Raw genomic sequence first — 25,368 nt, 5'->3', positions numbered from 1 at the left:
GCCCGTGACCCTCCGGCCCGCGACCCTGCTCGGCGTGCTCGCCGTCGCCGTGCTGGCCCTGGTGACCGGCGTCACCACGACGTCCGGCTCGACGCAGGCCGCGTACACCGCGGCGCTGTCGAACCGGAGCGCCGCGAGCACGGCGTCGGACTACTCCCGGACGAACCTGCCGTTCCGCGACTCCTTCGCCGGCGGTCAGGGGGCGTGGCGGACGTACAACGGCACGTGGACGACGCAGACCGTGAACGGGTACGGCACCTTCACCGAGACGTCCGGCTCGTCCGACGGGCCGAAGGCCGTGACCGGCGACCCCGGGTGGACCGACTACACCATGCAGGCCGACGTGCAGGTGAACTCCGGAACGGACGCCGGGCTCCTGGTCCGCGTCACGCAGCCCGCGACGGGCACGAACGCCTTCACCGGCTACTCGGTCGGTCTCTCGCTGACGGACAACACGCTGGCGATCAGCCGGACGAACAACGGCACGACCACTCCGCTGGCGCGGTCGACCATCGCGGGCAACCTCCGCGCCGGGCAGTACTACCACGTCGTCGTCCAGGCGGCCGGGTGCGGCATCACCGCGTGGTCGTCGACCGTCGGCGCGAACGACTGGACGAAGGTCAACGCGTCGGAGTCGTCGACCGACTGCCTGACGAAGGGCGCGGTCGGCCTGCGCGGCAACGCGAGCGCGGCCGGCTTCCGGTTCGTCACCGTGACCGCCGGCGCACTGTCGGCCTCCGTGGCGTCGGCCCCGTACAACTCGACCCTGACGACCGGCCGCTTCGAGGACGGCGCACCCGCGCGGGTCTACGGCGGCACCTGGGCGATCGACCAACCCGAGGAGCGGATCCGCAGCGTCGCGTACTCCGGCCAGGACGGCGACAAGCAGGTCCTCAACCGGGTCTGGGGCGACATGACGCTGACCGGCGACGTCCGGCTGATGCGGAAGCCGACCGGTGGGACCGACGCGGGCTTCAACGTCCGAGTGAACGACCCGTCCACCGGCCCGGACTCCCTCCGCGCCTACTACGTGGGCCTCAGCGCATCGGGCATGGTCATCGGTGAGCACAAGAACCCGGGGTTCACCGGGACCTTCGTGTCGTTCGGCCGCACGGTGCAGGCCGAGGAGTGGTGGCACCTCACCGTCGAGGCCGTGGGCTGCACGATCACGGCGACCGCCTCGCCCTCGGCCGGCGGGACACCGGTGCAGGGGAAGGCGGACTTCGGCAGCTGCTCGCTGACCACCGGTGCGGTCGGCATCCGCGAGCAGGGGCTCGAGGCGCAGTGGCGGAACATCGCGGTCACGCCCCGCTGACCTCGTGCGTGTCCCGCACCGGCGCGACGGCCTCCACGGCTGCGCCGGTACGATGGCTCCATGAGTTCCCGCGGCACGTACCGGACCGCCCTGACCTACGGTGCCGTCGGTGCCACCCAGGCGGCGGACCTCATGACCTACCCGCCGGAGGGCTTCACCCCGGCGGAGTCCCGTGCGCGCATCGGCCACGGTGACCAGCGCTTCGAGACCGCGGTGACCCAGGCGCTGACCTGGCAGATCCAGGAGCGCAGCGGCATCCGCGTCGTCGTCGGCGACCAGCCCGACGACGACGAGGTCCGGTACAACCCTGTGACCTTCGACGAGCACGGCGTGCCGGTCGCACCCGCCTCGATCGGCACGCCCCGGGTCGAGCGGTTCGCCGCGGACGGCACCCCGCTCGTCACCGCCGGCACGACCGCGACCCTCGAGATGCACGCCTTCGGGCAGACCGTGCACGCGCCCGTGCGCGTGGTGTCGATCATCGACGAGACGGACCGCAAGGGGTTCGCCTACGGCACGCTCGAGGGGCACCCGCTCTCCGGCGAGGAGTCCTTCGTCGTCGAGCGCACGAGCGACGGCTCGGTGTGGTTGCAGGTGCGGCAGTTCTCGCAGCCGGCCAGCCGGAAGTGGGCCCTCGTCGCGCCGTTCCTCCGTCGGCAGCAGCGCACGATGGCGGCGAAGTACCTGGCGGCCCTGCGCGGCGACTAGCCCCGCAGCGCCGCACGGCCCGCAGCGCCGCACGGCCCGCAGCGCCGACCATCCCCGAAACCGCCGACCAGCCCTCAGCCCAGCGGCGGCACCGCGGCGATCGCGTCCTCGAGCAGCTGCGCGTCCTGCACGCAGTCCCGTGCGACGGCCACCGCGCTCGTCGCCCGGAGCGCCTCGACGTCGTAGACCCCGGTCGCCACCGCCACGAACGGGATCCCCACGGCGTCCGCTGCCTCCCCGTCCCGCGGGGTGTCGCCGACGATCACGGCCCGTGTGCCGGCGAGGGCCGCTGCGGCGAGGGTGGTCACTCCGGTCCGCTCGACCTCCTCGTCCCCGAAGTACGAGTGGTCCCAGTCGAAGGCGCCGACGTCGAACCCGGCACCGGCGAGCTTCACCCGGGCCCGGTGCGCCGAGTTGCCGGTGAGCAGGCCGTTCCGCCACCCGAGCCGGGCGAAGCGGTGGACCAGCGCGACGGCTCCCGGAGCGGGCGCGCGTCGTTCGCCCCGGTGGAACCGCTCGTCGGTCAGGTCGCGCAGGTGCCGGCTGACGGTGGGGATGAGGGCGTCGTCGAGGTCGTGCGCGCGCACGTGCTCGGCGATGAGCCCGGCGTCGGTGCGGCCGTGCTGGTGTCCGACGCGCAGCACCAGGTCGCGACCGACGGCGCGTTCGAGTGCCAGGTGGTACAGGTTCCCCGGCGAGGCGGCGTTCAGCACGAGGGTGCCGTCGATGTCCCACAGCACCGTGGTGGGGACGGTGTGGTGCTCCATGGCTCCATCATGGCCGACAATGGAGTCCATGCCGAGTGCTCTCCCGATCGCCGATCCCGCTCCCGCGGACGGCCTGGTCACCCCCGGTCCCGGCGCCGGCGACGTCCCCTTCGGCGTCTACGTGCACGTCCCGTTCTGCCGGGTGCGCTGCGGCTACTGCGACTTCAACACCTACACGGCGTCCGAGCTGCGCGGCGTGCGTCGTGACGACTACGCCGGCCACGCCGTGCAGGAGATCCGCTGGGCGGCCGAGGTCCTCGACCGCTCCGGGGTCCCGCGGCGACCGGTCTCCACGGTCTTCTTCGGCGGTGGGACGCCCACCATGCTGCCCGCGGACGACCTCGTGATGATCCTCCGCGCGATCGACGACACGTGGGGCATCCTGCCCGGCGCCGAGGTCACGACCGAGGCGAACCCCGACTCGGTGGACGCCGAGTCCGTCGCCACCCTGCGCCGCGGTGGGTTCACCCGGATGAGCTACGGCATGCAGTCGGCGGTCCCGCACGTGCTCGCGACCCTCGACCGCACGCACGACCCCGAGCGCGTCCCGCTCGTGGTCGACCTGGCGGAGCGGGAGGGGCTCGACGTCAGCCTCGACCTCATCTACTCGACCCCGGGGGAGTCGCTCGACGACTGGCGTCGCTCGCTCGACGCGGCCCTGGCGTGCGCGCCGGACCACGTGTCGGCCTACTCGCTGATCGTCGAGGAGGGCACGGCGATGGGCCGCATGGTCGCCCGCGGCGAGCTGCCGGCACCGGACGACGACCTCGCCGCCGACATGTACGAGCTCGCCGACCGGACCCTGTCCGACGCGGGCTACGGCTGGTACGAGGTCTCCAACTGGGCGCGCCTCGACGCGCAGGGCGGCACCGCGCAGCACGCCAGCCGCCACAACCTGTCCTACTGGAAGGGCCACGACTGGTGGGGCGTCGGTCCCGGCGCGCACTCGGCGGTGGCCGGCACGCGCTGGTGGAACGTCAAGCACCCGGCCGCGTACGCGAACCGGGTGCTCGGCGGGACGTCGCCCGCCGCGGGGCGCGAGACCCTCGACGACGAGACCCGGTACGTCGAGCGCGTGCTCCTCGCCGCCCGGGTGCGGGGTGAGCTCGCGACGTCGGAACTCGGCCGGGAGGCGCGTGGCCGGGTCGCGGGACTCATCGCACGCGGTCTCGTGGACGGGTCGGCCGCGGTGCGGGGACGCATCGAGCTGACCCTGCAGGGTCGCCTGCTCGCGGACGCCGTGGTCCGCGAGCTGCTCGACTGAGCGCTGGCGACCGCTGCTACTGCTTGATGAACTCGATCGTGAGCGGGTAGTGGTAGAAGTCCCCGCGGTTGGCCGCGATCGCCGCGATGACGGCGAAGACGATCACGAGCACGCCGAGGACCGGCAGCAGCACGAAGCCGATGAGCACGATCGTCAGCACGCTGCAGACGACTCCGGCGATCGCCATCGTGATGTGGAAGTTCAGCGCCTGGCGGGTGTGCTCGCGGATGAACTGGCCGCGGTCGCGCAGCACCAGGTAGGCGATGACCGGCACGACGAGGCTGGAGAAGATGCCGCCGACGTGCGTCAGGGTCGCCCAGAGGCGCTGGTCCTCGGGCGACATCGGCTGGGGCTGCGTGTACCCCGCCGGGTACTGCGGCCCCTGCGGGTTGCCGGGTCCGCCCGGCTGCTGCTGTCCGTAGGGCCCACCGGGCTGCTGTCCGTAGCTCATGCGGCGAGCGTACCGGGAGGGACCGCCCCGGTCCCGGTGCGTCGGCGGTCGGGCGTAGGATCAGCAGTCGACACGTCCGAGTGCCAGCATCGAACGGAAGGGGTCCGGATGGTCAGCGAACGCTCCCTCGAGGTCCTCAAGGCCATCGTGCGGGACTACGTCGCGTCGCGCGAACCGGTCGGTTCGAAGACGATCGTCGACCGCCACGCCTTCGGCGTCAGCGCCGCCACGATCCGCAACGACATGGCCCAGCTCGAGGACGAGCAGCTCATCGTCGCCCCGCACACCTCGTCCGGGCGGGTCCCGACCGACAAGGGCTACCGGGTCTTCGTCGACCACCTGGCCGCCGCCCGCCCGCTCTCGAGCGCGCAGCGGCACGCGATCGAGACGTTCCTCGGCACCCCCAACGACCTCGACGAGGTCCTCGGCCGCACGGTCCGGCTCCTCAGCCAGCTCACGAACCAGGTCGCCCTCGTGCAGTACCCGTCGATGGTGCGGGCCCGCGTGCAGCACGTCGAGCTCGTGCGCCTGGGCGACACCCGGCTCATGGTCGTCCTCATCACGGACACCGCCCGGGTCGAGCAGCGGGTCGTGGAGACCGACGTCGCGCTCGACGAGACCGCCCTCACCGAGCTCCGCACCGTCGTGAACGGCGCCTCGGTCGGCCTGCTCCTGCAGGACGTCCCCCGGGCCCTCCGCGAGGTCCCGCGGCAGCTCCGTGCCGACGCGCAGACCCTCGGTGGGGTGGTCGTCGCGACGCTCATCGAGCAGGTCGCCGCGAACCGGCAGGACCGCCTGGTGATGGCGGGCGCCGCGAACCTCGCCAAGAGCGAGCGGGACTTCACCGGCGGCCTGTTCCCCGTGCTCGAGGCGATCGAGGAACAGGTGACCCTGCTCCGGTTGTTCGGCGAGATGCAGGTCGACGACGTCGCGGTGGCCGCCAGCATCGGCGCCGAGAACGCCGAGTACGGCCTCGACGCCACCAGCATCGTCGCCGGCGGGTACCTCGCCGGCGGGGGAGCGGTCGCCCGTCTGGGCGTCCTCGGCCCGACCCGCATGGACTACGGCACGAACATGGCCGCGGTCCGCGCGGTCGCACGGTACCTGTCCAAGCTGCTGGGCGAACATTGACCGGTCACCGAGCCCGACGCACGGTGCCCTGCGGACCCGCTCCGCGCCTCCAGACCGAACCGCGGCGCGAGCCGCGACCCACCGACCGAACCGAAACCGACTGAGGGAACCGTGGCAGACCACTACGACGTCCTCGGCGTCCAGCCGGACGCCTCCGATGCCGACATCAAGAAGGCCTACCGACGGCTGGCGCGCGAGCTGCACCCGGACGTCAACCCGAGCCCGGACGCCGCCGAGCGCTTCAAGGACGTGACGCACGCGTACGACGTGCTGAGCGACCCCGAGCAGCGGCGGCGCTACGACGCCGGCCCGCAGGCAGACAGCCCCTTCGGCGGCGGCGCGGCCGGCGGCTTCAGCGACATCTTCGACGCCTTCTTCGGCGGCGGCGGTGGCGGCGGCCGGGGGAACGGTCCGCGGAGCCGCGCCGAGCGCGGACAGGACGCCCTGCTCCGGATCGAGGTCGACCTCGACGAGGTCGTCTTCGGCACCCACAAGGACGTCGAGGTCGACACGGCCGTGCTGTGCGAGACCTGCCACGGCTCGTGCTGTGCGCCCGGCACGAGCCCGCGCACGTGCGACATCTGCGGCGGCTCCGGCCACATCCAGCGCCAGGTCCGCTCGCTGCTCGGCAACGTCGTGACGAGCGCGCCCTGCGGCACCTGCCGCGGCTACGGCACCGTCATCCCCAGCCCGTGCCCGACGTGCCAGGGGCAGGGCCGCGTCCGTGCGCGCCGGACCGTCCCGGTCGACGTCCCCGCGGGCGTCGAGACCGGTCTGCGCCTGCAGATGCCCGGCCAGGGCGAGGTCGGTCCCGCCGGCGGCCCGTCGGGTGACCTGTACCTCGAGGTGAAGGTGCGGCACCACGACGTCTACAGCCGCGAGGGCGACGACCTGCTCGCGACGCTCGAGGTCCAGATGACCGACGCGATCCTCGGCACCAACACCACGATCGACGGCCTCGACGGCCCGGTCGAGCTCGAGGTCCGGCCCGGCGTGCAGAGCGCCGACGTCCTCGTGATCAAGGACCGCGGCGTGACGAAGCTGCGCGGTGCCGGGCGCGGAGACCTGCGGGTCGGCGTGCAGGTCGTGACGCCGACGAAGCTCTCGCACAAGGAGCGCCAGCTCGTCGAGCAGCTCGCGAAGTCGCACAAGGCCGCGAAGCCGCAGCTCGCCCGGTTCCAGCAGGGCATGTTCGGCAAGCTCCGCGACCGGTTCTTCAACTTCTGATGGCCTCGCTCCACCTGGTCGGTCCCGGCGCGCTCGACGGCGTCGGGGTCGGCGACCCGGTCCGGCTCGACGGTGCCGAGGGGCGGCACGCGGTCTCGGTCGCGCGCGTCCGGGTCGGCGAGGTCCTGCGGATCGCCGACGGGCAGGGCACGGTCGTCTCCGGCGCGGTCACGGCGACGGGTCGCGACGAGCTGACGCTCACCGTCGACGACGTGACGGTCGAGCCGCAGCCGCGTCCGGCGCTCGTGCTCGTCCAGGCACTCGCGAAGGGCGGCCGCGACGAGATGGCGGTGCAGGCGGGGACCGAGATCGGCGTCGACCGGATCGTCCCGTGGTCCGCCGCCCGCAGCGTGTCGCGGTGGGACGGCGCGAAGGTCGAGAAGGGGCGCGCCCGCTGGGCGGCCATCGCGCAGGAGGCTGCCAAGCAGGCGGTCCGGTCGCGCGTGCCCACCGTGTCGGCGCCGGTGACGACGGCGCAGCTCGCGGCGGTCGGCCGGGAGGCGCGGCGTGCGCTGGTCGTGCTGGACCCGGTGGGTGCGGTGCGGCTCTCCGCGTGGGAACCGCCGGCCGACGTCGAGGAGATCGTCCTGGTGGTCGGCCCGGAGGGCGGGATCGACGGCTCGGAGTTCGACCGGCTCGAGGCCGCGGGCGCCGTGCGGGTCCGTCTCGGTGACACCGTGCTGCGCACCTCGACCGCCGGACCGGCGGCGCTGGCCGTCCTGCAGACGCGGCTGGGCCGCTGGTAGCCGGACCGGGAAGGGTCCACGTCGGTCGTGGGTTCTACGATGGAGTCATGAGCAGCAGCGAGCCGAGCGTCTTCTCGAAGATCATCGCCCGTGCGATCCCCGCGACGATCGTCGCGGAGGACGACCGGGTGATCGCGATCGAGGACATCGCGCCGAAGGCCCCGGTGCACGTGCTCGTGATCCCCAAGACCGAGCAGTACCGCGACGTGACCGAGCTCGCCGCCGGCGACCCGGACCTGCTCGCCCACGTGGTCGCCACCGCCCGTCGCATCGCCGACGAGCGGGCGGACGGCCAGTTCCGACTCGTCTTCAACACCGGCGAAGCCGCCGGTCAGACCGTGTTCCACGTGCACGCGCACGTCCTCGCAGGTGATCTGCACGAAGGGAATCTCCTTGCCGGTTGACGACTCCGTCCACCCCGCGTCCGACGCACCCGCACCGGACCGACCCACGACCCGACCCGTGTCCGACCCGTCCGACGTCGTCGTCGACATCCGGGTCGACGGCATCGCGATGGTCCAGCTCCTCGGCCCGCAGGACCGTCTGCTCAAGACGGTCGAGCGGCAGTACCCGGGCGTCCGGGTGCTCGTCCGCGGCAACGAGGTCTCGCTCACCGGGCCCGAGCGCGACGTCGCCCGTGCCCACGCGCTCGTCGACGAGCTCGTGGGCATGGTGAAGCGCGGGCAGGACATCGGTCCGGCCGACATCCCGACCTCGGCGCGGATCCTCGACGAGGACCGCAAGCCCTCGGACACGTTCGGCACCCCGATCGTGGCGAGCCGCGGCAAGTCGGTGCGGCCGAAGACCGACGGGCAGCGCGCCTACGTCGACGCCATCGACCACCACACGATCACGTTCGGCATCGGCCCGGCAGGTACCGGCAAGACCTACCTGGCGATGGCGAAGGCCGTGCAGGCCCTGCAGCGGCGCGAGGTCACCCGCATCATCCTCACGCGGCCGGCGGTCGAGGCGGGCGAGCGGCTCGGCTTCCTGCCCGGCACGCTCACCGACAAGATCGACCCGTACCTGCGGCCGCTCTACGACGCGCTCAACGAGATGATGGACCCCGAGCTCGTGCCGAAGCTGCTCGCGGCCGGCACGGTCGAGGTCGCGCCGCTGGCGTACATGCGTGGGCGGACGCTCAACGACTCGTTCGTCATCCTCGACGAGGCGCAGAACACCACGCCCGAGCAGATGAAGATGTTCCTGACGCGCCTGGGCTTCGGCTCGAAGATGGTCGTCACCGGTGACATCACCCAGGTGGACCTGCCGGGCAACCTGTCCGGTCTGCGGCTCGTCACGCGCATCCTCGGCGACGTCGAGGACATCCACTTCGCCCGGCTCGGCAGCGAGGACGTCGTGCGGCACACCCTGGTCGGCCGGATCGTCGACGCCTACACCGTCTACGACGAGGAGCGCCTCGCGGAGCAGGCCGGGCACCGCCCCGGCGGTCGCGGCACGGCACCGATCGGCGACCCGGCCGGTGCGAACCGCGCCGAGCGCCGCGGTCGGCCGCCGCAGGACCGCCAGCAGTCCCCGTACCCGCAGGACGACGCCCGAGGAGGCACCCGGTGAGCATCGAGCTCAACAACGAGTCCGGTGTCGAGGTCGACGAGCAGGCCATCCAGCGCCTCGCAGCCTTCGCGCTCGACGCGCTGCACGTCCACGCGGACGCGGAGCTCGCGATCGTCCTGGTCGACGAGGGCGCGATGGAGCAGCTCCACGTGCGGTGGATGGACGAGCCGGGCCCGACCGACGTCCTGAGCTTCCCGATGGACGAGCTCCGTCCGGGCACCGAGGACGAGCCGACCCCCGCCGGGCTCCTCGGCGACATCGTCGTGTGCCCCCAGGTCGCCGCCGAGCAGGCCCGGACCGCCGGCCACACGAGCACCGACGAGATGCTGCTGCTCACGTGCCACGGCATCCTGCACCTGCTCGGGTTCGACCACGCCGAACCGGAGGAGAAGGCCGAGATGTTCGGGCTGCAGGGCGAGATCCTCTCCGCCTTCGCCGCCCAGCGTCGCGGGCGGTGAGCTGATGGTGCTCGTCGTCGTCCTGCTCCTGGCGGCGTTCGTGCTCGTCGTCGTCGGCGGGCTGCTCGCGGCGTCGGACGCCGCGCTGACCGTGCTCTCCCGCGCCGACCTCGACGAGATCGCCCGCACCAGCGGACGCCGTCGGGCGATCGAGGCCGTGGCCGACGACGTCGGTGCGCACGTGAACGCCCTCAACTTCGTCCGGGTGCTCGCCGAGACGGCGGCGGCCGTGCTCGTCACCATCGCCCTCGTCACCGTGTTCGACACCTGGTGGGTCGCGTTGATCGTCTCCGCGGCGATCATGACGGCGGTGTCGTTCGTGCTCGTCGGCTCGAGCCCGCGGAGCGTCGGACGTGCGCACGCCGAACGGCTGATCGGCGCCACCGGCGGCCTCGTCCGCGCGGTGCGCATCGTGCTCGGCCCGCTCGCGGGACTCCTCGTCGCCATCGGTGACCGCGTGACGCCGGGCCGTGGCCGCAGCGCGTCGACCGTCTCGAGCGAGGAGCAGCTGCTCTCGCTCGTCGACGAGGCGACCGAGAGCAACGTCCTCGAGCAGGACGACCGCGAGCTCATCCACTCGGTGTTCGAGTTCAGCGACACCCTCGTGCGCGAGGTCATGGTGCCCCGCACCGACATGCTCGCCGTCGACGGTGACGCCACGCTCGCGGCCGGCATGGAGCGTTTCCTGGTCGCCGGGGTGTCGCGCATGCCGGTGACCGGCAAGGACAGCGACGACGTGCTCGGGGTGCTGTACCTGCGTGACGTCTCCCGTGCGCTCTACGAGCGGCCCGGCAGCGAGCAGGAGCCCGTGACGACGCTGCTGCGTCCGGCCGAGTTCGTGCCCGAGTCCAAGCCCGCCGACGACACCCTGCGGCACATGCAGGTCGCGAAGAACCACCTGGTGCTCGTGGTCGACGAGTACGGCGGGGTCGCCGGGCTCGTGACGATGGAGGACCTCATCGAGGAGCTCGTCGGCGACATCTCCGACGAGTACGACCGCACCGTCGTCGACCGGACCGAGGTGTCCCCGGGCGTGTGGCGGATCTCGGCGCGGCTGCCGATCGACGAGCTGGGCGACCTGTTCGGCATCGAGCTCGAGGACGACGACGTCGACACCGCCGGCGGGCTGCTCACGAAGGAGCTCGGCCGGCTGCCGGTGCACGGCGAGCAGGTCACGGTCTCCGGGGTCGCCCTGACCGCGGACCGGGTCGAGGGCAAGCGCCGCCACCTGATCACCGTCCTCGCCGAGCGGACCGCCGCCCTGCAGGACGCCGAGGACGCCCTCGGCGAGACGACACCCACCACGACCGGGAGCGCCAGCGCATGACCGAGCACGACACCGAGCCGACCGCCCCGGAGCACCCCTACCGCGCGGGCTTCGTCTCGTTCGTCGGCCGCCCGAACGTCGGGAAGTCGACGCTGACGAACGCCCTGGTCGGCGAGAAGGTCGCGATCACCTCGTCGAAGCCGCAGACGACGCGTCGGGCGATCCGCGGTGTCGTGCACCGGCCCGACGGGCAGGTCATCATCGTTGACACCCCGGGCGTGCACCGTCCGCGGACCCTGCTCGGCGAGCGGCTGAACGACCTCGTGCAGTCGACCCTCGGCGACGTCGACGTCATCGGCTTCTGCGTGCCGGCCGACGAGCCGATCGGTCCCGGCGACCGGTTCATCAACGACTCGCTCGACCAGTACCCGCGCGCCAGGAAGGTCGCGATCGTCACGAAGATCGACCGCACCCCCAAGGACCGGGTCGGCGAGCAGCTCCTCGCGGTGTCGCAGCTGCGGGAGTGGGACACGATCATCCCGACGTCGGGGACGAAGGGCCTGCAGCTCGAGGTGCTGCTCGCCGAGATCACGAAGCTGCTGCCCGAGTCGCCGCAGCTGTACGACGCTTCCACCGTCACCGAGGAGACCGACGAGGACCGCATCGCCGAGCTCATCCGCGAGGCAGCGCTCGAGGGCGTCCGCGACGAACTGCCGCACTCCCTCGCCGTGGTGGTCGAGGACGTCGTGGAGCCCGACGAGGAGGACGACCCCGACGGGCCGCTGCGCATCTTCGCCAACCTGTTCGTCGAGCGGGACAGCCAGAAGGCGATCGTCATCGGCCGGGGCGGCGAGCGGCTCCGGGACGTCGGATCCCGTGCCCGGGCAGAGATCGAGTCGCTGCTCGGCGGCCGTCATGTCTACCTGAACATCCGGGTCAAGGTCGCCAAGGAGTGGCAGCGCGACCCGAAGCAGCTCGGGCGGCTCGGCTTCTGACGCGCGTCATCCCCGGGACGGACGCGCGACGGGTCCCGGGGTCGTACCGTGGAGTGGTGTTCCGCCCCATGCTGCGATCGCAGGTCGTCACCGACGTCGTCACGGCGGCGGCGCTGGGCCTGCTGGTGGTCGTGGTCGCCGCGCGCGGGCTCGACGGGCCCCTCTGGTGGCTCGCCGTCCTCGGCTTCGCGACGGCCCTGGCGTTCCGACGGCTGTCGCCAGGCCTCGCACTCGGCATCGCCTGGGTCGTGGCCGTCTTCCAGATGGCCACCGGTCAGGTGCCGACCGTGGCGGACGCCTTCATCGCGCCGATCATGTACACGACCAGCGCCTACGGGTCCGGTCGGGTCCGCGCGGCCGGCCTGGTCTCCGCGATCGGCGGATCGGTCGTGGCCGCGCTCTACATGGGGGTGTCGGACTACCGGCAACGCGTCGGCATCGCAACCGCCAGCACGCCGCTGCAGGAGTCCGCCCAGCTGACGGCGTCGTTCTTCGCGATCGTGCTCCTGGTCCTGCTGCTGCCCTGGCTCGCCGGTCTGGTCGTCCGGACCCGCCGCTCCGCGAGCCTGAGCCGCGAGGCCCAGCTCGTCGCCGAACGCGACGCGGCGCGGGCTGACCGCGCGGTGGCCGTGGAGCAGGAGCGGGTCCGGATCGCCCGGGACATGCACGACATCGTCGCCCACTCGCTCGCGGTCGTCATCGCGCAGGCGGACGGCGCGCGGTACGCCCTGAAGGCCGACCCCGCGATCGCGGACCAGGCGCTCGGCACGATCTCCTCCACCGCGCGCGCAGCACTGGGCGACGTCCGGGAGCTGCTCGGTGCGCTCCGGCACGAGCAGGGCACGACCCCCACACCCGAGGTCGACGACATCGAGACGCTCGTCGACGACATGCGCGACGTCGGGCTGGACGTGCGCGTCGAGCGCGAGGGCGACCCGAGCGGGCTGCCGACCACGACGCAGCTCGCGGTCTACCGCATCGTGCAGGAGAGCCTGACGAACGCGTGGAAGCACGGCGAGCCCGGCACCCCGGTGCACGCCTCGCTCGTGTACCGGCCGGACACGGTCGAGATCGCCGTCGTGAACCGCTGCGCGGACGACGGCTCGCCGGGGCCCGGCACGGGGCACGGGCTCATCGGCATGCGCGAACGCGTGGCGATGACCGGCGGCACCATGACCGCGGGACCGCGCGGCGACGACTTCAGCGTGGCGGTCCGCATGCCCGCCGTGCCGGCGAGCGGGCAGATGCCCCGCGGCCGCACCCCCCACACCGAGCAGGAGCGCACCGCCCGATGACCACCACGCCGACCACCTCCGCCCCGATCCGGGTCGCGCTCGTCGACGACCAGGCCCTGTTCCGCACCGGCATCAGGATGCTCATCGACTCCCAGCCGGACCTGCGCTTCGTCGGTGAGGCCGGCAACGGTGCCGAGGGCGTCGACCTCGTCCGGCGAGTCGGCGTGGACGTCGTGCTCATGGACGTCCGGATGCCGGTGATGGACGGCATCACGGCGACCGAGCGGATCGTGGAACAGGGCGGTGACGCCGCCGCCAAGGTCCTCGTGCTGACCACGTTCGACTTCGACGAGGCCGCGGCGAAGGCGATCCGCGCGGGTGCGAGCGGGTTCGTGCTGAAGGACGCCGACCCCGAGTTCCTCCTCGCCGCCGTCCGCACGGTGCACGCCGGGACCGCCGTCTTCGCCGCGTCGGCCACGCGGGAGCTCCTCCGCCGGTACGACGACACCGCGGGGCGGGCCGTCCCGGTGCCGGCGGCCTTCGCGGAGCTGACGCCCCGGGAGCGCGAGATCTTCGACCTGGCGGCGCGCGGGTTCAGCAACAGCGAGATCGCCCAGCACGAGTACGTCAGCGAGGCGACCGTGAAGACCCACATCTCGCGGGTGCTCACGAAGCTCGACCTGCGCGACCGGGTGCGCCTGGTCGTCTTCGCGCACGAGCACGGTCTGGTGACGAAGGCCGACTGAGCCGACGTCATCCGACAGGATGAGCCCTCCACGGGGAACCGAGCCGAGCGGACCATCCACAGGAGCCGCGCGACCGACGCGGGACGTGCCTCCCGGCCGTCATCGTGGGTGCATGACCACGAAGCAGGCGCCGATCATCCGGCTCGACCACGTGTCCAAGCACCACGGCGACGCAGCGCGTCGCGTCACCGCGCTCGACGATGTCAGCGTCGACATCGGCGCGGGGGAGTTCACCGCCGTGATGGGACCGTCCGGCTCCGGCAAGTCGACCCTCATGCACGTCGCCGCCGGTCTCGACGCCGTGAGCGCCGGCAGCGTCGCCATCGACGGGGTGGAGATCACCGGGCTCGGGGACCGCGAGCTGACCGAGCTGCGTCGTCGGCGGATCGGCTTCGTCTTCCAGTCGTTCAACCTCGTGCCCACGCTCGACGTGCGCGAGAACATCCGGCTGCCGTTCCTGCTCGGCGGGAAGCGGCCGTCGCGCGAGGAGTCGGCGTGGATCGACCGGCTCGTCGACCAGCTCGGGCTCGGCGACCGCCTCACCCACCGGCCGCACCAGCTGTCGGGCGGGCAGCAGCAGCGCGTCGCCATCGCCCGCGCCCTCGCCTCGCGCCCCGCCGTCGTCGTCGCGGACGAGCCCACGGGTGCCCTGGACTCCCGGACCGGCCGCGACGTGCTCGCGATCCTGCGCGGCGCCGTGCGGGAGTGGGGCCAGAGCGTCGTCATGGTGACCCACGACCCGACGGCCGCCGCGAACGCCGACCGCATCCTGTTCCTCGCCGACGGCCGGATCGTCGACGACCGGCCCGCGATGGACGCTGCCGACATCTCGGCGACGATGCTCGGGATGGAGGCGGCGGCGTGAACGGGCTGCGCGCCTTCGCGCCGACGATCCTCGTCGCCGCGCTCGGCACCACCTTCGGCTCCGCGCTCGTCATCGCGCCGGGCATCGTGGCCGAGGCGCTCGCGACGTCCGGACTCGACGGCGTCGCCACGGTCCGGGCGATCCTCTCCGTGATCGGCTGGCTCTTCCTCGGCATCGCCCTCTACGTCGGGGCGATCGTCACGGCGAACACCTGCGCCACGCTCATCGCCGGGCAGACCCGGGTGATCGCGCTCCAGCGGCTCGTCGGTGCCACCGGTGCGGGTCTCCGGTCCCGCATCACCCGCACCGGGCTGCTGGTCGGCCTCCTCGGCGGCCTCCTCGGAACGCTCCTCGGCACCGGCCTCACGGCGCTCTTCGTCGCCGTGCTCCGGGGATCCGGGTTCCTGCCCGACACCCGCTACACGCTCGTGCCGTGGGAGCTCGCCCTGCCGCTCGTCGCCGTGGTCCTGGCGACCTGGGGTGCGTTCGCGTCCGGGTCGCGCCGGGTCCTCGCCGTGACCCCGCTCCAGGCGCTGTCCGCGACCGTCGAGCCGAGCCACGACGACCTCCGGGCGGGGACCGGGCGACGGGTGTGGGCCGTGCTGCTCATCGTCGGCGGGGTCCTCCTCATGCTGCTCGGGCTGGTGGTCAGTCCGGTGTCGGTGCTGGCGGTGCTGCCAGCGGCACTCGGCGGCTTCGTCTCGTTCACCGGTGTCGCCGTCGGCGCGACGATCGTGATGCCGCCCGTCCTGGCGCTCATCGGTCGCATCGGGTCCCGTGACCCGGTCGTCCTGCTCGCCGGGCGGAACGCGCTGCGGGCACCGGCCCGGACCTCGCGGGCGACGATCGGGCTCGTCATCGGCGTGACCCTGCTCGTCACCTTCGCGGTGGCCTTCGGGATCATGCAGCACGTGCTCGAGACCGAGCTGCTGGCAACGACCGACGGCGCGGAGACGCCCGACCTGATCAGCGCGCAGCGGGACTTCTTCGTGCAGGTGAACGCCGTGGTGAGCGTGATCGTCGGCTTCTCCGCCGTGATCGCCGCGGTCGGCGTGGTGAACGCGCTGGCGCTCGGCGTGCTGCAGCGTCGGCGTGAGCTCGGGCTGCTCCGGGTCCTCGGGCTGACCGGCGCCCAGGTCCGCCGGATGATCGTGACCGAGGCCGTGCAGATGGTGGTCGCGGCCGTCGTCACCGGGCTCGCGCTCGGGACGGTCTACGGCTGGGTCGGCGGCCAGACGCTCCTCGGGTCGCTCGGCTCGGTCGTGACCCCGGTGCTGCCGCTGTCGACGGTCGTCGTCGTGGTGGTCGGGGCGCTCGTGCTCGCCGTCGTCGCGACGGTGGTACCGGTGCGGCGCGCGGTGCGGGTGTCCCCGACGGCGGCGCTCGCGGTCGACTGAGCGGGCTCGGATCGGGAGGGGCGCCGGCGTCACGTGCTCGCCGACGCTGGTGTACCGGTGCTACGGTGGCCGTGATGTACTCGGCGCTCCTCCTCCTTCGCTGCCGCGACGAGGCCTGACACACGGCCCACCTCGTCGCGGAGTCCGTCGTGGCCCCCACCAGCGCCGATGCCGGCGAGACGACGAAAGCGACGACCATGCAGAACACGCAGCGCCCCTCCGGGATGCCGATCCACAAGTACGTCCCCTTCCACGAGCAGATCCGTGTGGACCTGCCGGACCGCACCTGGCCGACGAAGCGCATCGACCGTGCGCCGCGGTGGTGCGCGGTCGACCTGCGCGACGGCAACCAGGCCCTCATCGACCCGATGGACTCCGAGCGCAAGCGCGCCATGTTCGACCTGCTCGTGCGGATGGGCTACAAGGAGATCGAGGTCGGGTTCCCGAGCGCCTCGCAGACCGACTTCGACTTCGTCCGCTCGCTCATCGACGAGGGCGCGATCCCGGACGACGTCACCATCCAGGTGCTGACCCAGGCACGCGAGCACCTCATCGACCGCACGTACGAGGCGATCGACGGGGCGAAGCAGGCCATCGTGCACCTGTACAACTCGACGTCCATCGTCCAGCGCGAGGTCGTCTTCCGGACGGACGAGCAGGGCGTCGTCGACATCGCGGTCGCCGGAGCGCGCATGTGCAAGGCGGCCGAGGCCCGGCTGCAGCACGACACGACCGTGTTCTACGAGTACTCGCCCGAGTCGTACACGGGCACCGAGCTCGAGGTCGCGGCGCGCATCTGCAACGCGGTGCTCGAGGTCTTCGAGCCCACCCCCGAGCGCCAGGTGATCATCAACCTGCCCGCCACGGTCGAGATGGCGACGCCGAACGTCTACGCCGACTCGATCGAGTGGATGTCGCGGAACCTCGACCACCGCGAGGACGTCATCCTGTCCCTGCACCCGCACAACGACCGCGGCACCGCGGTCGCAGCCGCCGAGCTGGGGTACATGGCGGGTGCCGACCGCATCGAGGGCTGCCTGTTCGGCAACGGTGAGCGCACCGGCAACGTCGACCTGGTCGCCCTCGGCATGAACCTGTTCACGCAGGGCATCGACCCGCAGATCGACTTCTCGGACATCGACCAGGTCAAGCGCACGGTCGAGTACTGCAACCAGCTGCCGGTGCCCGAGCGCCAGCCGTGGGCGGGCGACCTCGTCTACACGGCGTTCAGCGGGTCGCACCAGGACGCCATCAACAAGGGCTTCGACGCGATGCGGGCGAAGGCCGAGGCCGCGGGCACCTCGATCGACGAGATCGCGTGGGCCGTGCCGTACCTGCCGGTCGACCCGAAGGACATCGGCCGCTCGTACGAGGCGGTCATCCGGGTCAACTCGCAGTCCGGCAAGGGCGGCGTCGCCTACCTGCTCAAGACCGACCACGCCATCGACCTGCCGCGGAAGCTCCAGATCGAGTTCTCCGGGGTCGTCCAGCAGCGCACGGACACCGAGGGCGGAGAGTTCTCGTCCGAGCGGATCTGGGACCTGTTCCGCGACGAGTACCTGCCCGCGGACGACGAGTCCGACAAGTGGGGCCGCTACGAGATCACGAAGACGGCCACGTCGAGCGACTTCGACGGCACGACGAAGCTCGCGGTCGCGCTGCGGGTCGACGACGGTTCGGTGGACGCCGACGCCGTCGGGACGGGGCCGATCGACGCGTTCCTGTCGGTCATGCGCGACCAGGGCGTCGACGTCACGCTGTACGACTACTCGGAGCACACGATGAGCGCCTCGGGGGACGCGAAGGCCGCCTCGTACGTCGAGCTCGACGTGGACGGCACGCGCCTGTGGGGCGTCGGCATCGACGCGGACATCGCGACGGCGTCGCTCAAGGCGATCGTGTCCGCGGTGAACCGCGCGGTGCGCGCCGGTGCCGCGACCGGTGCGCCGGAGCTGGTCACGGCCTAGTCCGTACCACGGACGGGAGGCGCGGTGCGGGTCCGACCCGCACCGCGCCTCCCGTCCGTGCGAGCGCCCGACCGCCCCGGTCAACCAGCCCGGCCCGGCCGCCGCCTCGAGCGGGCCCTGTCCGGCACGCTCAGCACCCGTCTGCGACGGGTCCTGCCCGCTCGGCGTCACGCGGCGGCGTGTCCTGCCCGCTCGGTGCGCAGGCCGGTGCACGGGACGGTGCAGCGGGCGGGGCGGGACCGGAGGAACGGGGGCGGGCAGCGACGCGGCGCGGGCGCGGGCCCGAGCTGTCGGCGGCGCGGGGGATACTGGGGACATGCCGCTGTACCGGGACGAGTGCGTCGTGCTGCGCACCCACAAGCTCGGTGAGGCGGACCGCATCGTGACGATGCTCTCCCGGCAGCACGGCAAGATCCGCGCCGTCGCGAAGGGCGTGCGGCGGACGGCGTCGAAGTTCGGGTCGCGCCTCGAGCCGTTCATGGTCGTCGACGCCCAGTTCTACGAGGGCCGGTCGCTCGACATCGTCACCCAGGCCGAGAGCCTCGGGTCGTACGGCGCGCAGATCGTCACGGACTACGGCGCCTACACGGCCGCGAGTGCCATGGTCGAGACCGCCGACCGGCTGAGCGAGGCGGACGCCGGGCTCCAGCAGTACCTGCTGCTCGTCGGTGCGCTCCGGTCGCTGTCGCGCCGGGAGCACGTCGTGAGCGCCACCCTCGACTCCTACCTGCTGCGGGCGATGAGCATCGCCGGGTGGGCACCCTCGTTCGGCGACTGCGCGGTGACGGGCGAGCCCGGACCGCACACGGCGTTCGTCGTGCAGCTCGGCGGGGTCGTCGCCGACCGGGCGGCACCGCCCGGCACCCCGCGCCTCGACACCGGCACGCTCGGGCTGCTCGCTGCCCTGCTCGCCGGCGACTGGGCGACCGTCGACGCCTCGGACGAGCGCACCCGCTCCCGGGCGTCCGGCGTGGTGGCGGCCTACGCCCAGTGGCACCTGGAACGATCGCTCCGGTCGCTGCCGCACGTCGACCGCAGCGAGCACCCGGCGCCGGTCGCACCCGCACCGGGCGGGGTGCCGGCAGCGGTCGCCGCCACCCCGGCGCCCGCCGTGCCCGTCCCGTCCGACCCCGAAGGAAGCCCTGCATGAGCCCACGCCGGTCCGCCGCCGCCGAACCGTTCCTGCCCGTCGACTGGACGGGGGAGCAGCCGCCCGCGATCCCGGCGCAGTTCGTCCCGCAGCACGTCGCCATCGTGATGGACGGCAACGGCCGGTGGGCGAACCAGCGCGGGCTCACGCGCGTCGAGGGGCACAAGGCCGGCGAGGCGTCCCTCCTCGACGTCGTCGCCGGGGCGATCCAGATCGGCGTCCGACACGTGTCGGCGTACGCCTTCTCGACCGAGAACTGGAAGCGCTCGCCGGAGGAGGTCCGCTTCCTCATGGGGTTCAACCGTGACGTGATCCGCCGCCGTCGCGACCAGCTGCACGAGTGGGGCGTGCGCGTGCGCTGGGCCGGTCGTCGACCCCGGCTGTGGCGGTCGGTGATCGACGAGCTGCAGACGGCGGAGCGGATGACCGCGGACAACGACGTGTGCACCCTGACGATGTGCGTCAACTACGGCGGCCGGAACGAGATCGTCGACGCCGTGCGCGGGATGGCCGAGGACGTCGCTGCCGGACGCATGCAGCCGAGCCAGGTGACGGAGAAGGCCCTGGCGAAGCGGCTCTACGTGCCGGAGCTGCCCGACGTCGACCTGTTCCTCCGGAGCTCCGGGGAGCAGCGGACGTCGAACTTCATGCTGTGGCAGTCGGCGTACGCCGAGATGGTGTTCCTCGACCGGCTCTGGCCGGACTTCCGGCGCACCGACCTGTGGGGAGCGATCGAGGAGTACGCGAGCCGCGACCGTCGCTACGGCGGGGCCGTGGACGCGCCCACCGCCTGAGGCGGGGTACGGGGCGGAGCTGCCACGCGCCTCCCGGCCGAACGCTGCCCGCCGCTGCCTGCCGCTGCCCGCCTGCGTGCTCAGCCCAGCAGGTGCGCCGCGCCGCGGACGGCGTCGAGCGCCGCGCGGACGCTCGGCACCCGATCCGCACCACGTGCGACGACGACCTCGACCCGGCGGGCGAGCTCGTCGCCGACCGGGGTCGCGTGGACGCCGGGCGGCACGACCGTCGTGGTCAGCGCGAGCCGGGGGAGGAGCGCGACGCCGAGGCCGGCCGCGACGAGGCCGACGACCGCCGCGGCGTTGTCGGTCTCGAGGACGATGTCCGGGGTGAACCCCGAGGCGGCGCACGAGGCGAGCAGGTGCCCTCGGCAGCGCGGGCACCCGCCGATCCACCGCGCGTCGCGGAAGGCCGACAGGTCGGCGACGGCCCCGGCCCTGTCCCCGTCCGCGGCGACCACGGTGGGCGTCACGAGGGCGAGCGGGTCGCGCCCGATGCCCTCGGTGGTGAGCGTCGGGTCCGCGCCGGGGTCGTCCTGCAGGGCGTGCGAGAACGTCAGCGCGACGTCGACCTCGCCGCGGCGGACCAGTTCGATCGCCTCGGGCGGTTCGGCCTCGACGTACGAGGTCGCGACCCCGGGACTCGACGCCGCCATCGCGGCGAGCACGGGCGGGACGAGGGTCGAGGACGCGCTCGGGAACCCGGCGAAGCGCACCCGACCACGGGCGAGCCCGCCGACGGCGTCCAGGTCCTCCCGGGCGGCAGCCAGGGCGGCCTCGACGTGCAGCGCGTGGTCGGCGAGCACGCGCCCGGACTCGGTGAGGGTCGCGCCACGACCGCCCCGCAGGACCAGGTCGTGCCCGAGCCGCTGCTCGGCCCGGACGAGGAGCTGGCTGACGGCGGGCTGGCTGTAGCCGAGCGTCGCGGCGGCACGACTGATGGACCCCGCGTCGCGCACGGCGAGCAGGACCCGGAGCAGCTGCGGGTCGATCGTCTCCACAACACGATGTTATGGGCCCGCGAAGGAACCTGCCCTGGTGTGATGCCGACCGGTCGCCGAGCCTGGAGGGCATGGACTCCTTCGTCGACGGCTCGGGCTACCTCGCGGCGTGCACCGCCGGACTCCCCACGCACGGCACGCTGGCCGCACAGCGCGCGGACCTCGACGCATGGGCACGTGCCGGGACCTCGCCGACGACGTACGGCGCCCTGGTCGAGGAGGGCCGCGCGCTCTTCGCCGACGTCGTGGGCGTCGCTCCGGCCCGGGTCGCCACCGGGTCGCAGACGTCGGCGATGGTCGCGGTCGTCGCCGCGTCGCTGCCGGACGGCGCCGAGGTCGTCGTCCCCGACGGCGACTTCAGCTCGGTCGTGTTCCCCTTCCTCGCACAGGCGCACCGCGGGGTGACGGTGCGGAGCGTCCCGCTCGAGCGCCTCGCCGACGCCGTCCGCACGGGGACCGCGCTGGTCGCGTGGTCGGCGGTGCAGTCCGCGACCGGGGTGGTCACCGACCCGTTGCCGGTGCTCGCCGCGGCGGGGTCGGTCGGCGCCCTGACGCTGTGCGACCTCACCCAGGCGGCCGGTGTGCTGCCGGTGTCGGCCGCCCCGTTCGACGTCACGGTCACGCACGCGTACAAGTGGCTCTGCGCTCCGCGCGGGGTGGCCTTCGCCACGTTCTCGGACCGGGCGCTCGCGGAGCTCCGCCCCGTGCAGGCCGGCTGGTACGCCGGCGAGGACGTCTGGTCGTCCTGCTACGGCCCGGACATGCGGCTGGCCGCCGACGCACGGCGCTTCGACGTCTCCCCGGCGTGGCCGGCATGGCCCGGTGCGGTCGCCGCCCTGCGGCACCTCGCGTCCGTGGACCGCGCCGCGGCCTGGAGGCACGCCACCGGTCTCGCCGACCGGCTCGCCGACGCGCTCGGCACGGTCCGGAGCGGGCAGGCGATCACGACCTTCCCGGACCCGGACGGTACGGCGCTCGCCGCGCTCGGCGCCGCGGGCGTGACCGCGAGCGGGCGGGCCGGCCGCCTGCGGCTCGCCTTCCACCTGTGGAACGACGAGGACGACGTCACGCGCGTCGCGGACGTGCTGCGGGCAGTGGGCGGCTTCAGACCTGTGGAGTGAGCCACGTGTCCACGGGTGCCGCGCCTCCCGACCGGCGGCCGCCGTGAGGCCGGTACGCTTGCCCGGTACCGTTCCCGCACCGGGCACCCAGTCCGGCGACCACAGGAGTCCCTCTTGGCACCGTCCTCCCGTCTCGACAGCGTCATCGCCCTGGCCAAGGGCCGCGGCTTCGTCTTCCAGTCGGGGGAGATCTACGGCGGATCGCGCTCGGCGTGGGACTACGGGCCCCTCGGCGTGGAGCTCAAGGAGAACATCAAGCGCCAGTGGTGGCAGCGGTTCGTCCGCGGCCGCGGCGACATGGTCGGCCTCGACTCTGCCGTCATCCTGCCCCGCAAGGTGTGGGAGGCGTCCGGGCACGTCGCGACCTTCACCGACCCGCTCGTCGAGTGCCTGCACTGCCACCACCGGTTCCGCGAGGACCACCTCATCGAGGCGTTCGAGGCGAAGAAGGGCCGCGCGCCCGAGGGCGGCATGGCCGAGATCGCCTGCTCGAACTGCGGCACCCGCGGCGAGTGGACCGAGCCCCGGGAGTTCTCCGGCATGCTCAAGACCTACCTCGGCCCGGTCGAGTCGGAGGAGGGGCTGAACTTCCTCCGCCCCGAGACGGCGCAGGGCATCTTCGTCGACTTCGCGCAGGTCGTCACCACCAGCCGCATGAAGCCGCCGTTCGGCATCGGCCAGGTCGGCAAGGCGTTCCGCAACGAGATCACGCCCGGCAACTTCATCTTCCGCACGCGCGAGTTCGAGCAGATGGAGATCGAGTACTTCGTGCCGCCGGCGTCGGTGGGGGAGCACTACGAGCAGTGGATCGCCGACTCGGTCGCGTTCTTCACCGACCTCGGGATCGACCCGGAGAACCTCCGCCGCTTCGACGTGCCGGACGGCGAGCGGGCGCACTACTCCGACGCGACCGCCGACATCGAGTACCGCTTCGGCTTCCAGGGCTCGGAGTGGGGCGAGCTCATGGGCGTCGCGAACCGCACCGACTTCGACCTGAACAACCACATCGAGGCGTCCGGCAAGGACCTCCGGTTCTTCGACCAGGCCGCGAACGAGAAGTACGTGCCGTACGTCATCGAGCCGTCGTTCGGGCTCACGCGTGCGCTCATGGCCTTCCTGCTCGACGCCTACCACGAGGACGAGGCCCCGAACGCGAAGGGCGGCGTCGACAAGCGCACGGTCCTCCGGCTCGACCCCCGCCTCTCGCCGGTCAAGGCCGCGGTCCTGCCGCTGTCCCGCAACGAGCAGCTCTCGCCGGTGGCCCGCGGGCTCGCCGACGACCTGCGCCGGTACTGGAACGTCGACTTCGACGACGCCGGTGCGATCGGCCGTCGCTACCGTCGCCACGACGAGATCGGCACGCCGTTCTGCATCACGGTGGACTTCGACACGCTCGAGGACAAGGCCGTGACCGTGCGGGAGCGCGACACGATGTCGCAGGAGCGCGTCTCGCTCGACCAGCTGCAGGGCTACCTGGCGCAGCGGCTGCTCGGCGCGTAGGGCGTCGGCCCCCCGCCCGCCCGCCCGCGCCTGCGCGGAGGCGCGACGGCGCGATCTGCCGATGCACAACCGGAAGCACTCCGAACCACGGGAACGCCTGGTTCGGGGTGCTTCTGGTCGTGCGGGGTGCACGCGGGCGCCCCAATGGGCGCGGCTGGCAGTGCGCGTCGCGCGTTGCCGGGTGTCGCGGGTCGGAGGAGTCGCGCATCGCAGGCTCGGCGCGCCGGGCGCCGGAATACCGCCGAGGGCGACGCGTTGCACCGGGCATGAACGACTCTGTCAAGGTCGATGTCTGGTCCGACATCGCGTGCCCCTGGTGCTACATCGGCAAGCGGAAGTTCGAGGCCGGCGTCGCCGCCTTCGCCGCGTCGCCCGAGGCGCAGCCGGTCGAGGTCGAGTACCACTCCTTCGAGCTGAGCCCGGACACCCCCGTCGACTTCGAGGGCACCGAGGCCGAGTTCCTCTCGCAGCACAAGGGGCTCCCCGTCGAGCAGGCCCAACAGATGATCGACCAGGTCGCCGGCATCGCGGCGTCGGTGGACCTGCACTACGACTACGACGCCCTCCGCCACACCAACACCGTGAAGGCGCACCAGGTGATCCACCTGGCCAAGCAGCACGGCAAGCAGCTCGAGATGGTCGAGCGGCTCTTCACCGCGTACTTCGAGCGCGGCGAGCACGTCGGGCAGGACGAGTCCCTGGCGTCGCTCGCCGAGGAGATCGGGCTGGACCGCGACGAGGTCCTCGCGACGCTCCGTGACGACACGCAGCTCGCCGCGGTCCGTGCCGACCAGGCGCAGGCGCAGGCGTTCGGCATCAACGGGGTCCCGTTCTTCGTCATCGACGGCAAGTACGGCGTCTCCGGGGCGCAGGACCCGGCGGCGTTCGAGCAGGTGCTCCGCCAGGTGGTCGCGCTGCGGGACAGCACGCCCGAGGATCTCGCCGAGCAGCGGCAGCGCGCCGCGGACGACGCGGCAGCGGACGCGGCGGTGACCCGGTGACGGACGTCCGCCTCGGCGGCCCGGCCGAGCCGCGCCTCCCGGCCGACGGTCTGGAGGCGCGCCCCGCCCTGCTCACGCTCGTCACGCCCGGCGGGGCGCCGGTCTGCGAGGGCGACTCGTGCTCCGTGCCCGGCGCAGAGGGCGACTGGACCGAGGTCCCCGACTGACCCGGTGCTAGCGGACGGGTTCCTCGTCGGTGATGTCGGCGACGGTCGCGCCGTACGCGGCGACCAGTGCGTCGCCGTCGACGAAGGCGCTCGCGCCGTGGCGTCCGGCGCCGAGGGCGATCCGGCGGCCGAGCACCCGCTCGTCGGCGAACACGGGCAGGTCGCCGGTCGCACCGATGGGGGTGATCGTGCCGCGCTCGTAGCCGGACGCCTCGAGGGCCGTCGCGGCGTCGGGCATCGACAGCTTGTTGACCCCGACGACCGTGCGGAGCTTCTTCCACGCGATGCTGCGGCCCCCGGGGACCAGTGCGAGGAGGAAGCCGCCGTCGTGCCGCTTGACGACGAGGGTCTTGACGACGTCGCCGGGTCCGATGCCGAGGAGCGCCGCGGCCTCGTCGAGCGAGCCCGCCGTGGGGCGTTCGACCACCTCGACCTGCAGGCCGCGGGCGGCGGCGTCGGCGTCGAAGCGGGCGATCGCGGTGTCGGACATGTGGAGAACGCTACCGTCGCGCGTCGACGT

26 protein-coding genes are annotated in these 25,368 nt (G+C 72.8%); 22 read left to right on the top strand and 4 right to left on the bottom strand.

Translation table 11 applies throughout. The features are described 5' to 3' along the window. Positions 1-4: 4 nt before the first annotated feature. Positions 5-1,315 carry a family 16 glycoside hydrolase gene (locus tag AB0N84_RS05755; RefSeq protein WP_363544310.1) on the top strand — a complete coding sequence of 437 codons (1,311 nt, stop codon included), beginning with the start codon at positions 5-7 and terminating at the stop codon, positions 1,313-1,315. Positions 1,316-1,375: 60 nt separating this feature from the next. After that, positions 1,376-2,023 carry a DUF1990 domain-containing protein gene (locus AB0N84_RS05750; protein WP_182046541.1) on the top strand — a complete coding sequence of 216 codons (648 nt, stop codon included), beginning with the start codon at positions 1,376-1,378 and terminating at the stop codon, positions 2,021-2,023. Positions 2,024-2,097: 74 nt separating this feature from the next. Here AB0N84_RS05750 and AB0N84_RS05745 read toward each other — a convergent pair whose 3' ends face one another. After that, entirely contained in the window at positions 2,098-2,790 is a 693-nt protein-coding gene (locus AB0N84_RS05745; protein WP_363544307.1) for an HAD family hydrolase, read from the bottom strand. 28 nt (positions 2,791-2,818) lie between these two features. Between AB0N84_RS05745 and hemW the strand changes: the two genes are divergently transcribed. After that, positions 2,819-4,054, top strand: a complete 1,236-nt coding sequence (hemW, locus tag AB0N84_RS05740) for a radical SAM family heme chaperone HemW (protein WP_182046543.1) — start codon at positions 2,819-2,821, stop codon at positions 4,052-4,054. Between the two features lie 16 nt (positions 4,055-4,070). Here the strand turns inward: hemW and AB0N84_RS05735 are convergent, their stop codons facing one another. Next, positions 4,071-4,505: a DUF4870 domain-containing protein gene (locus AB0N84_RS05735; RefSeq protein ID WP_289458624.1), complete on the bottom strand. Its 435-nt coding sequence runs from the start codon at positions 4,503-4,505 to the stop codon at positions 4,071-4,073. 108 nt (positions 4,506-4,613) lie between these two features. Between AB0N84_RS05735 and hrcA the strand changes: the two genes are divergently transcribed. The 15 genes from hrcA to AB0N84_RS05660 all read left to right on the top strand — a co-directional run bounded on the left by hrcA (position 4,614) and on the right by AB0N84_RS05660 (position 20,058). Continuing rightward, entirely contained in the window at positions 4,614-5,636 is a 1,023-nt protein-coding gene (hrcA, locus tag AB0N84_RS05730) for a heat-inducible transcriptional repressor HrcA (protein ID WP_182046544.1), read from the top strand. Positions 5,637-5,747: 111 nt separating this feature from the next. Then, positions 5,748-6,863, top strand: a complete 1,116-nt coding sequence (dnaJ, locus tag AB0N84_RS05725; protein WP_069711123.1) for a molecular chaperone DnaJ — start codon at positions 5,748-5,750, stop codon at positions 6,861-6,863. Then, complete coding sequence (locus AB0N84_RS05720; RefSeq protein ID WP_182046545.1) at positions 6,863-7,609, top strand: 16S rRNA (uracil(1498)-N(3))-methyltransferase; 747 nt, start codon at positions 6,863-6,865, stop codon at positions 7,607-7,609. The genes dnaJ and AB0N84_RS05720 overlap by 1 nt, the downstream gene beginning before the upstream one ends. Before the next feature lie 47 nt (positions 7,610-7,656). Beyond that, positions 7,657-8,013 carry a histidine triad nucleotide-binding protein gene (locus tag AB0N84_RS05715; protein ID WP_069711121.1) on the top strand — a complete coding sequence of 119 codons (357 nt, stop codon included), beginning with the start codon at positions 7,657-7,659 and terminating at the stop codon, positions 8,011-8,013. Between the two features lie 109 nt (positions 8,014-8,122). Then, positions 8,123-9,184 (top strand): PhoH family protein, encoded by a 1,062-nt coding sequence (locus tag AB0N84_RS05710; protein ID WP_223246521.1) that lies wholly within the window; start codon positions 8,123-8,125, stop codon positions 9,182-9,184. Continuing rightward, positions 9,181-9,642: an rRNA maturation RNase YbeY gene (gene ybeY, locus AB0N84_RS05705; RefSeq protein ID WP_069711120.1), complete on the top strand. Its 462-nt coding sequence runs from the start codon at positions 9,181-9,183 to the stop codon at positions 9,640-9,642. Before AB0N84_RS05710 ends, ybeY begins: the two co-directional genes overlap by 4 nt. Positions 9,643-9,646: 4 nt before the next feature. Continuing rightward, the gene (locus AB0N84_RS05700) at positions 9,647-10,969 is read left to right on the top strand and encodes a hemolysin family protein (RefSeq protein ID WP_363544303.1); all 1,323 of its coding nucleotides are present in this window, start codon (positions 9,647-9,649) and stop codon (positions 10,967-10,969) included. Continuing rightward, positions 10,966-11,904 carry a GTPase Era gene (era, locus tag AB0N84_RS05695; protein WP_289458618.1) on the top strand — a complete coding sequence of 313 codons (939 nt, stop codon included), beginning with the start codon at positions 10,966-10,968 and terminating at the stop codon, positions 11,902-11,904. Before AB0N84_RS05700 ends, era begins: the two co-directional genes overlap by 4 nt. Positions 11,905-11,960: 56 nt before the next feature. Further along, on the top strand, positions 11,961-13,199 hold the full coding sequence (locus AB0N84_RS05690) for a histidine kinase (protein ID WP_363544301.1): 1,239 nt from the start codon (positions 11,961-11,963) through the stop codon (positions 13,197-13,199). Then, positions 13,196-13,885, top strand: a complete 690-nt coding sequence (locus AB0N84_RS05685; RefSeq protein ID WP_289458615.1) for a response regulator transcription factor — start codon at positions 13,196-13,198, stop codon at positions 13,883-13,885. The genes AB0N84_RS05690 and AB0N84_RS05685 overlap by 4 nt, the downstream gene beginning before the upstream one ends. A gap of 112 nt (positions 13,886-13,997) precedes the next feature. Further along, entirely contained in the window at positions 13,998-14,750 is a 753-nt protein-coding gene (locus AB0N84_RS05680) for an ABC transporter ATP-binding protein (RefSeq protein ID WP_363544298.1), read from the top strand. After that, positions 14,747-16,147 carry an ABC transporter permease gene (locus AB0N84_RS05675; protein WP_363544296.1) on the top strand — a complete coding sequence of 467 codons (1,401 nt, stop codon included), beginning with the start codon at positions 14,747-14,749 and terminating at the stop codon, positions 16,145-16,147. Before AB0N84_RS05680 ends, AB0N84_RS05675 begins: the two co-directional genes overlap by 4 nt. 197 nt (positions 16,148-16,344) lie before the next feature. Next, on the top strand, positions 16,345-18,114 hold the full coding sequence (gene leuA / locus AB0N84_RS05670; RefSeq protein ID WP_182046554.1) for a 2-isopropylmalate synthase: 1,770 nt from the start codon (positions 16,345-16,347) through the stop codon (positions 18,112-18,114). A gap of 316 nt (positions 18,115-18,430) precedes the next feature. Then, complete coding sequence (gene recO, locus AB0N84_RS05665; RefSeq protein ID WP_363544294.1) at positions 18,431-19,264, top strand: DNA repair protein RecO; 834 nt, start codon at positions 18,431-18,433, stop codon at positions 19,262-19,264. Continuing rightward, positions 19,261-20,058: an isoprenyl transferase gene (locus tag AB0N84_RS05660; RefSeq protein WP_182047984.1), complete on the top strand. Its 798-nt coding sequence runs from the start codon at positions 19,261-19,263 to the stop codon at positions 20,056-20,058. The genes recO and AB0N84_RS05660 overlap by 4 nt, the downstream gene beginning before the upstream one ends. 80 nt (positions 20,059-20,138) lie before the next feature. On the opposite strand, the gene AB0N84_RS05655 is transcribed toward AB0N84_RS05660, so the two are convergent. After that, positions 20,139-21,059, bottom strand: coding sequence for a LysR family transcriptional regulator (locus AB0N84_RS05655; RefSeq protein WP_363544291.1), 921 nt, complete (start codon positions 21,057-21,059; stop codon positions 20,139-20,141). 71 nt (positions 21,060-21,130) lie between these two features. Between AB0N84_RS05655 and AB0N84_RS05650 the strand changes: the two genes are divergently transcribed. The 4 genes from AB0N84_RS05650 to AB0N84_RS05635 all read left to right on the top strand — a co-directional run bounded on the left by AB0N84_RS05650 (position 21,131) and on the right by AB0N84_RS05635 (position 24,848). Continuing rightward, entirely contained in the window at positions 21,131-22,180 is a 1,050-nt protein-coding gene (locus tag AB0N84_RS05650; protein WP_363544289.1) for an aminotransferase class V-fold PLP-dependent enzyme, read from the top strand. A 114-nt stretch (positions 22,181-22,294) separates the two neighbouring features. Beyond that, entirely contained in the window at positions 22,295-23,680 is a 1,386-nt protein-coding gene (locus AB0N84_RS05645) for a glycine--tRNA ligase (protein ID WP_069711108.1), read from the top strand. A gap of 266 nt (positions 23,681-23,946) precedes the next feature. Next, positions 23,947-24,681, top strand: coding sequence for a DsbA family oxidoreductase (locus AB0N84_RS05640; protein WP_289458602.1), 735 nt, complete (start codon positions 23,947-23,949; stop codon positions 24,679-24,681). After that, entirely contained in the window at positions 24,678-24,848 is a 171-nt protein-coding gene (locus AB0N84_RS05635; RefSeq protein ID WP_182047981.1) for a hypothetical protein, read from the top strand. The genes AB0N84_RS05640 and AB0N84_RS05635 overlap by 4 nt, the downstream gene beginning before the upstream one ends. A 7-nt stretch (positions 24,849-24,855) precedes the next feature. Here AB0N84_RS05635 and AB0N84_RS05630 read toward each other — a convergent pair whose 3' ends face one another. After that, positions 24,856-25,338 (bottom strand): YbaK/EbsC family protein, encoded by a 483-nt coding sequence (locus tag AB0N84_RS05630; protein ID WP_182047980.1) that lies wholly within the window; start codon positions 25,336-25,338, stop codon positions 24,856-24,858. Between the last annotated feature and the right edge of the window lie 30 nt (positions 25,339-25,368).

The sequence above is a fragment of the Curtobacterium sp. NPDC089185 genome, from assembly GCF_040685235.1.
GTDB classification, from domain to species: Bacteria; Actinomycetota; Actinomycetes; order Actinomycetales; family Microbacteriaceae; genus Curtobacterium; species Curtobacterium citri.
This window is presented reverse-complemented; position numbering and strand designations above follow the sequence as displayed.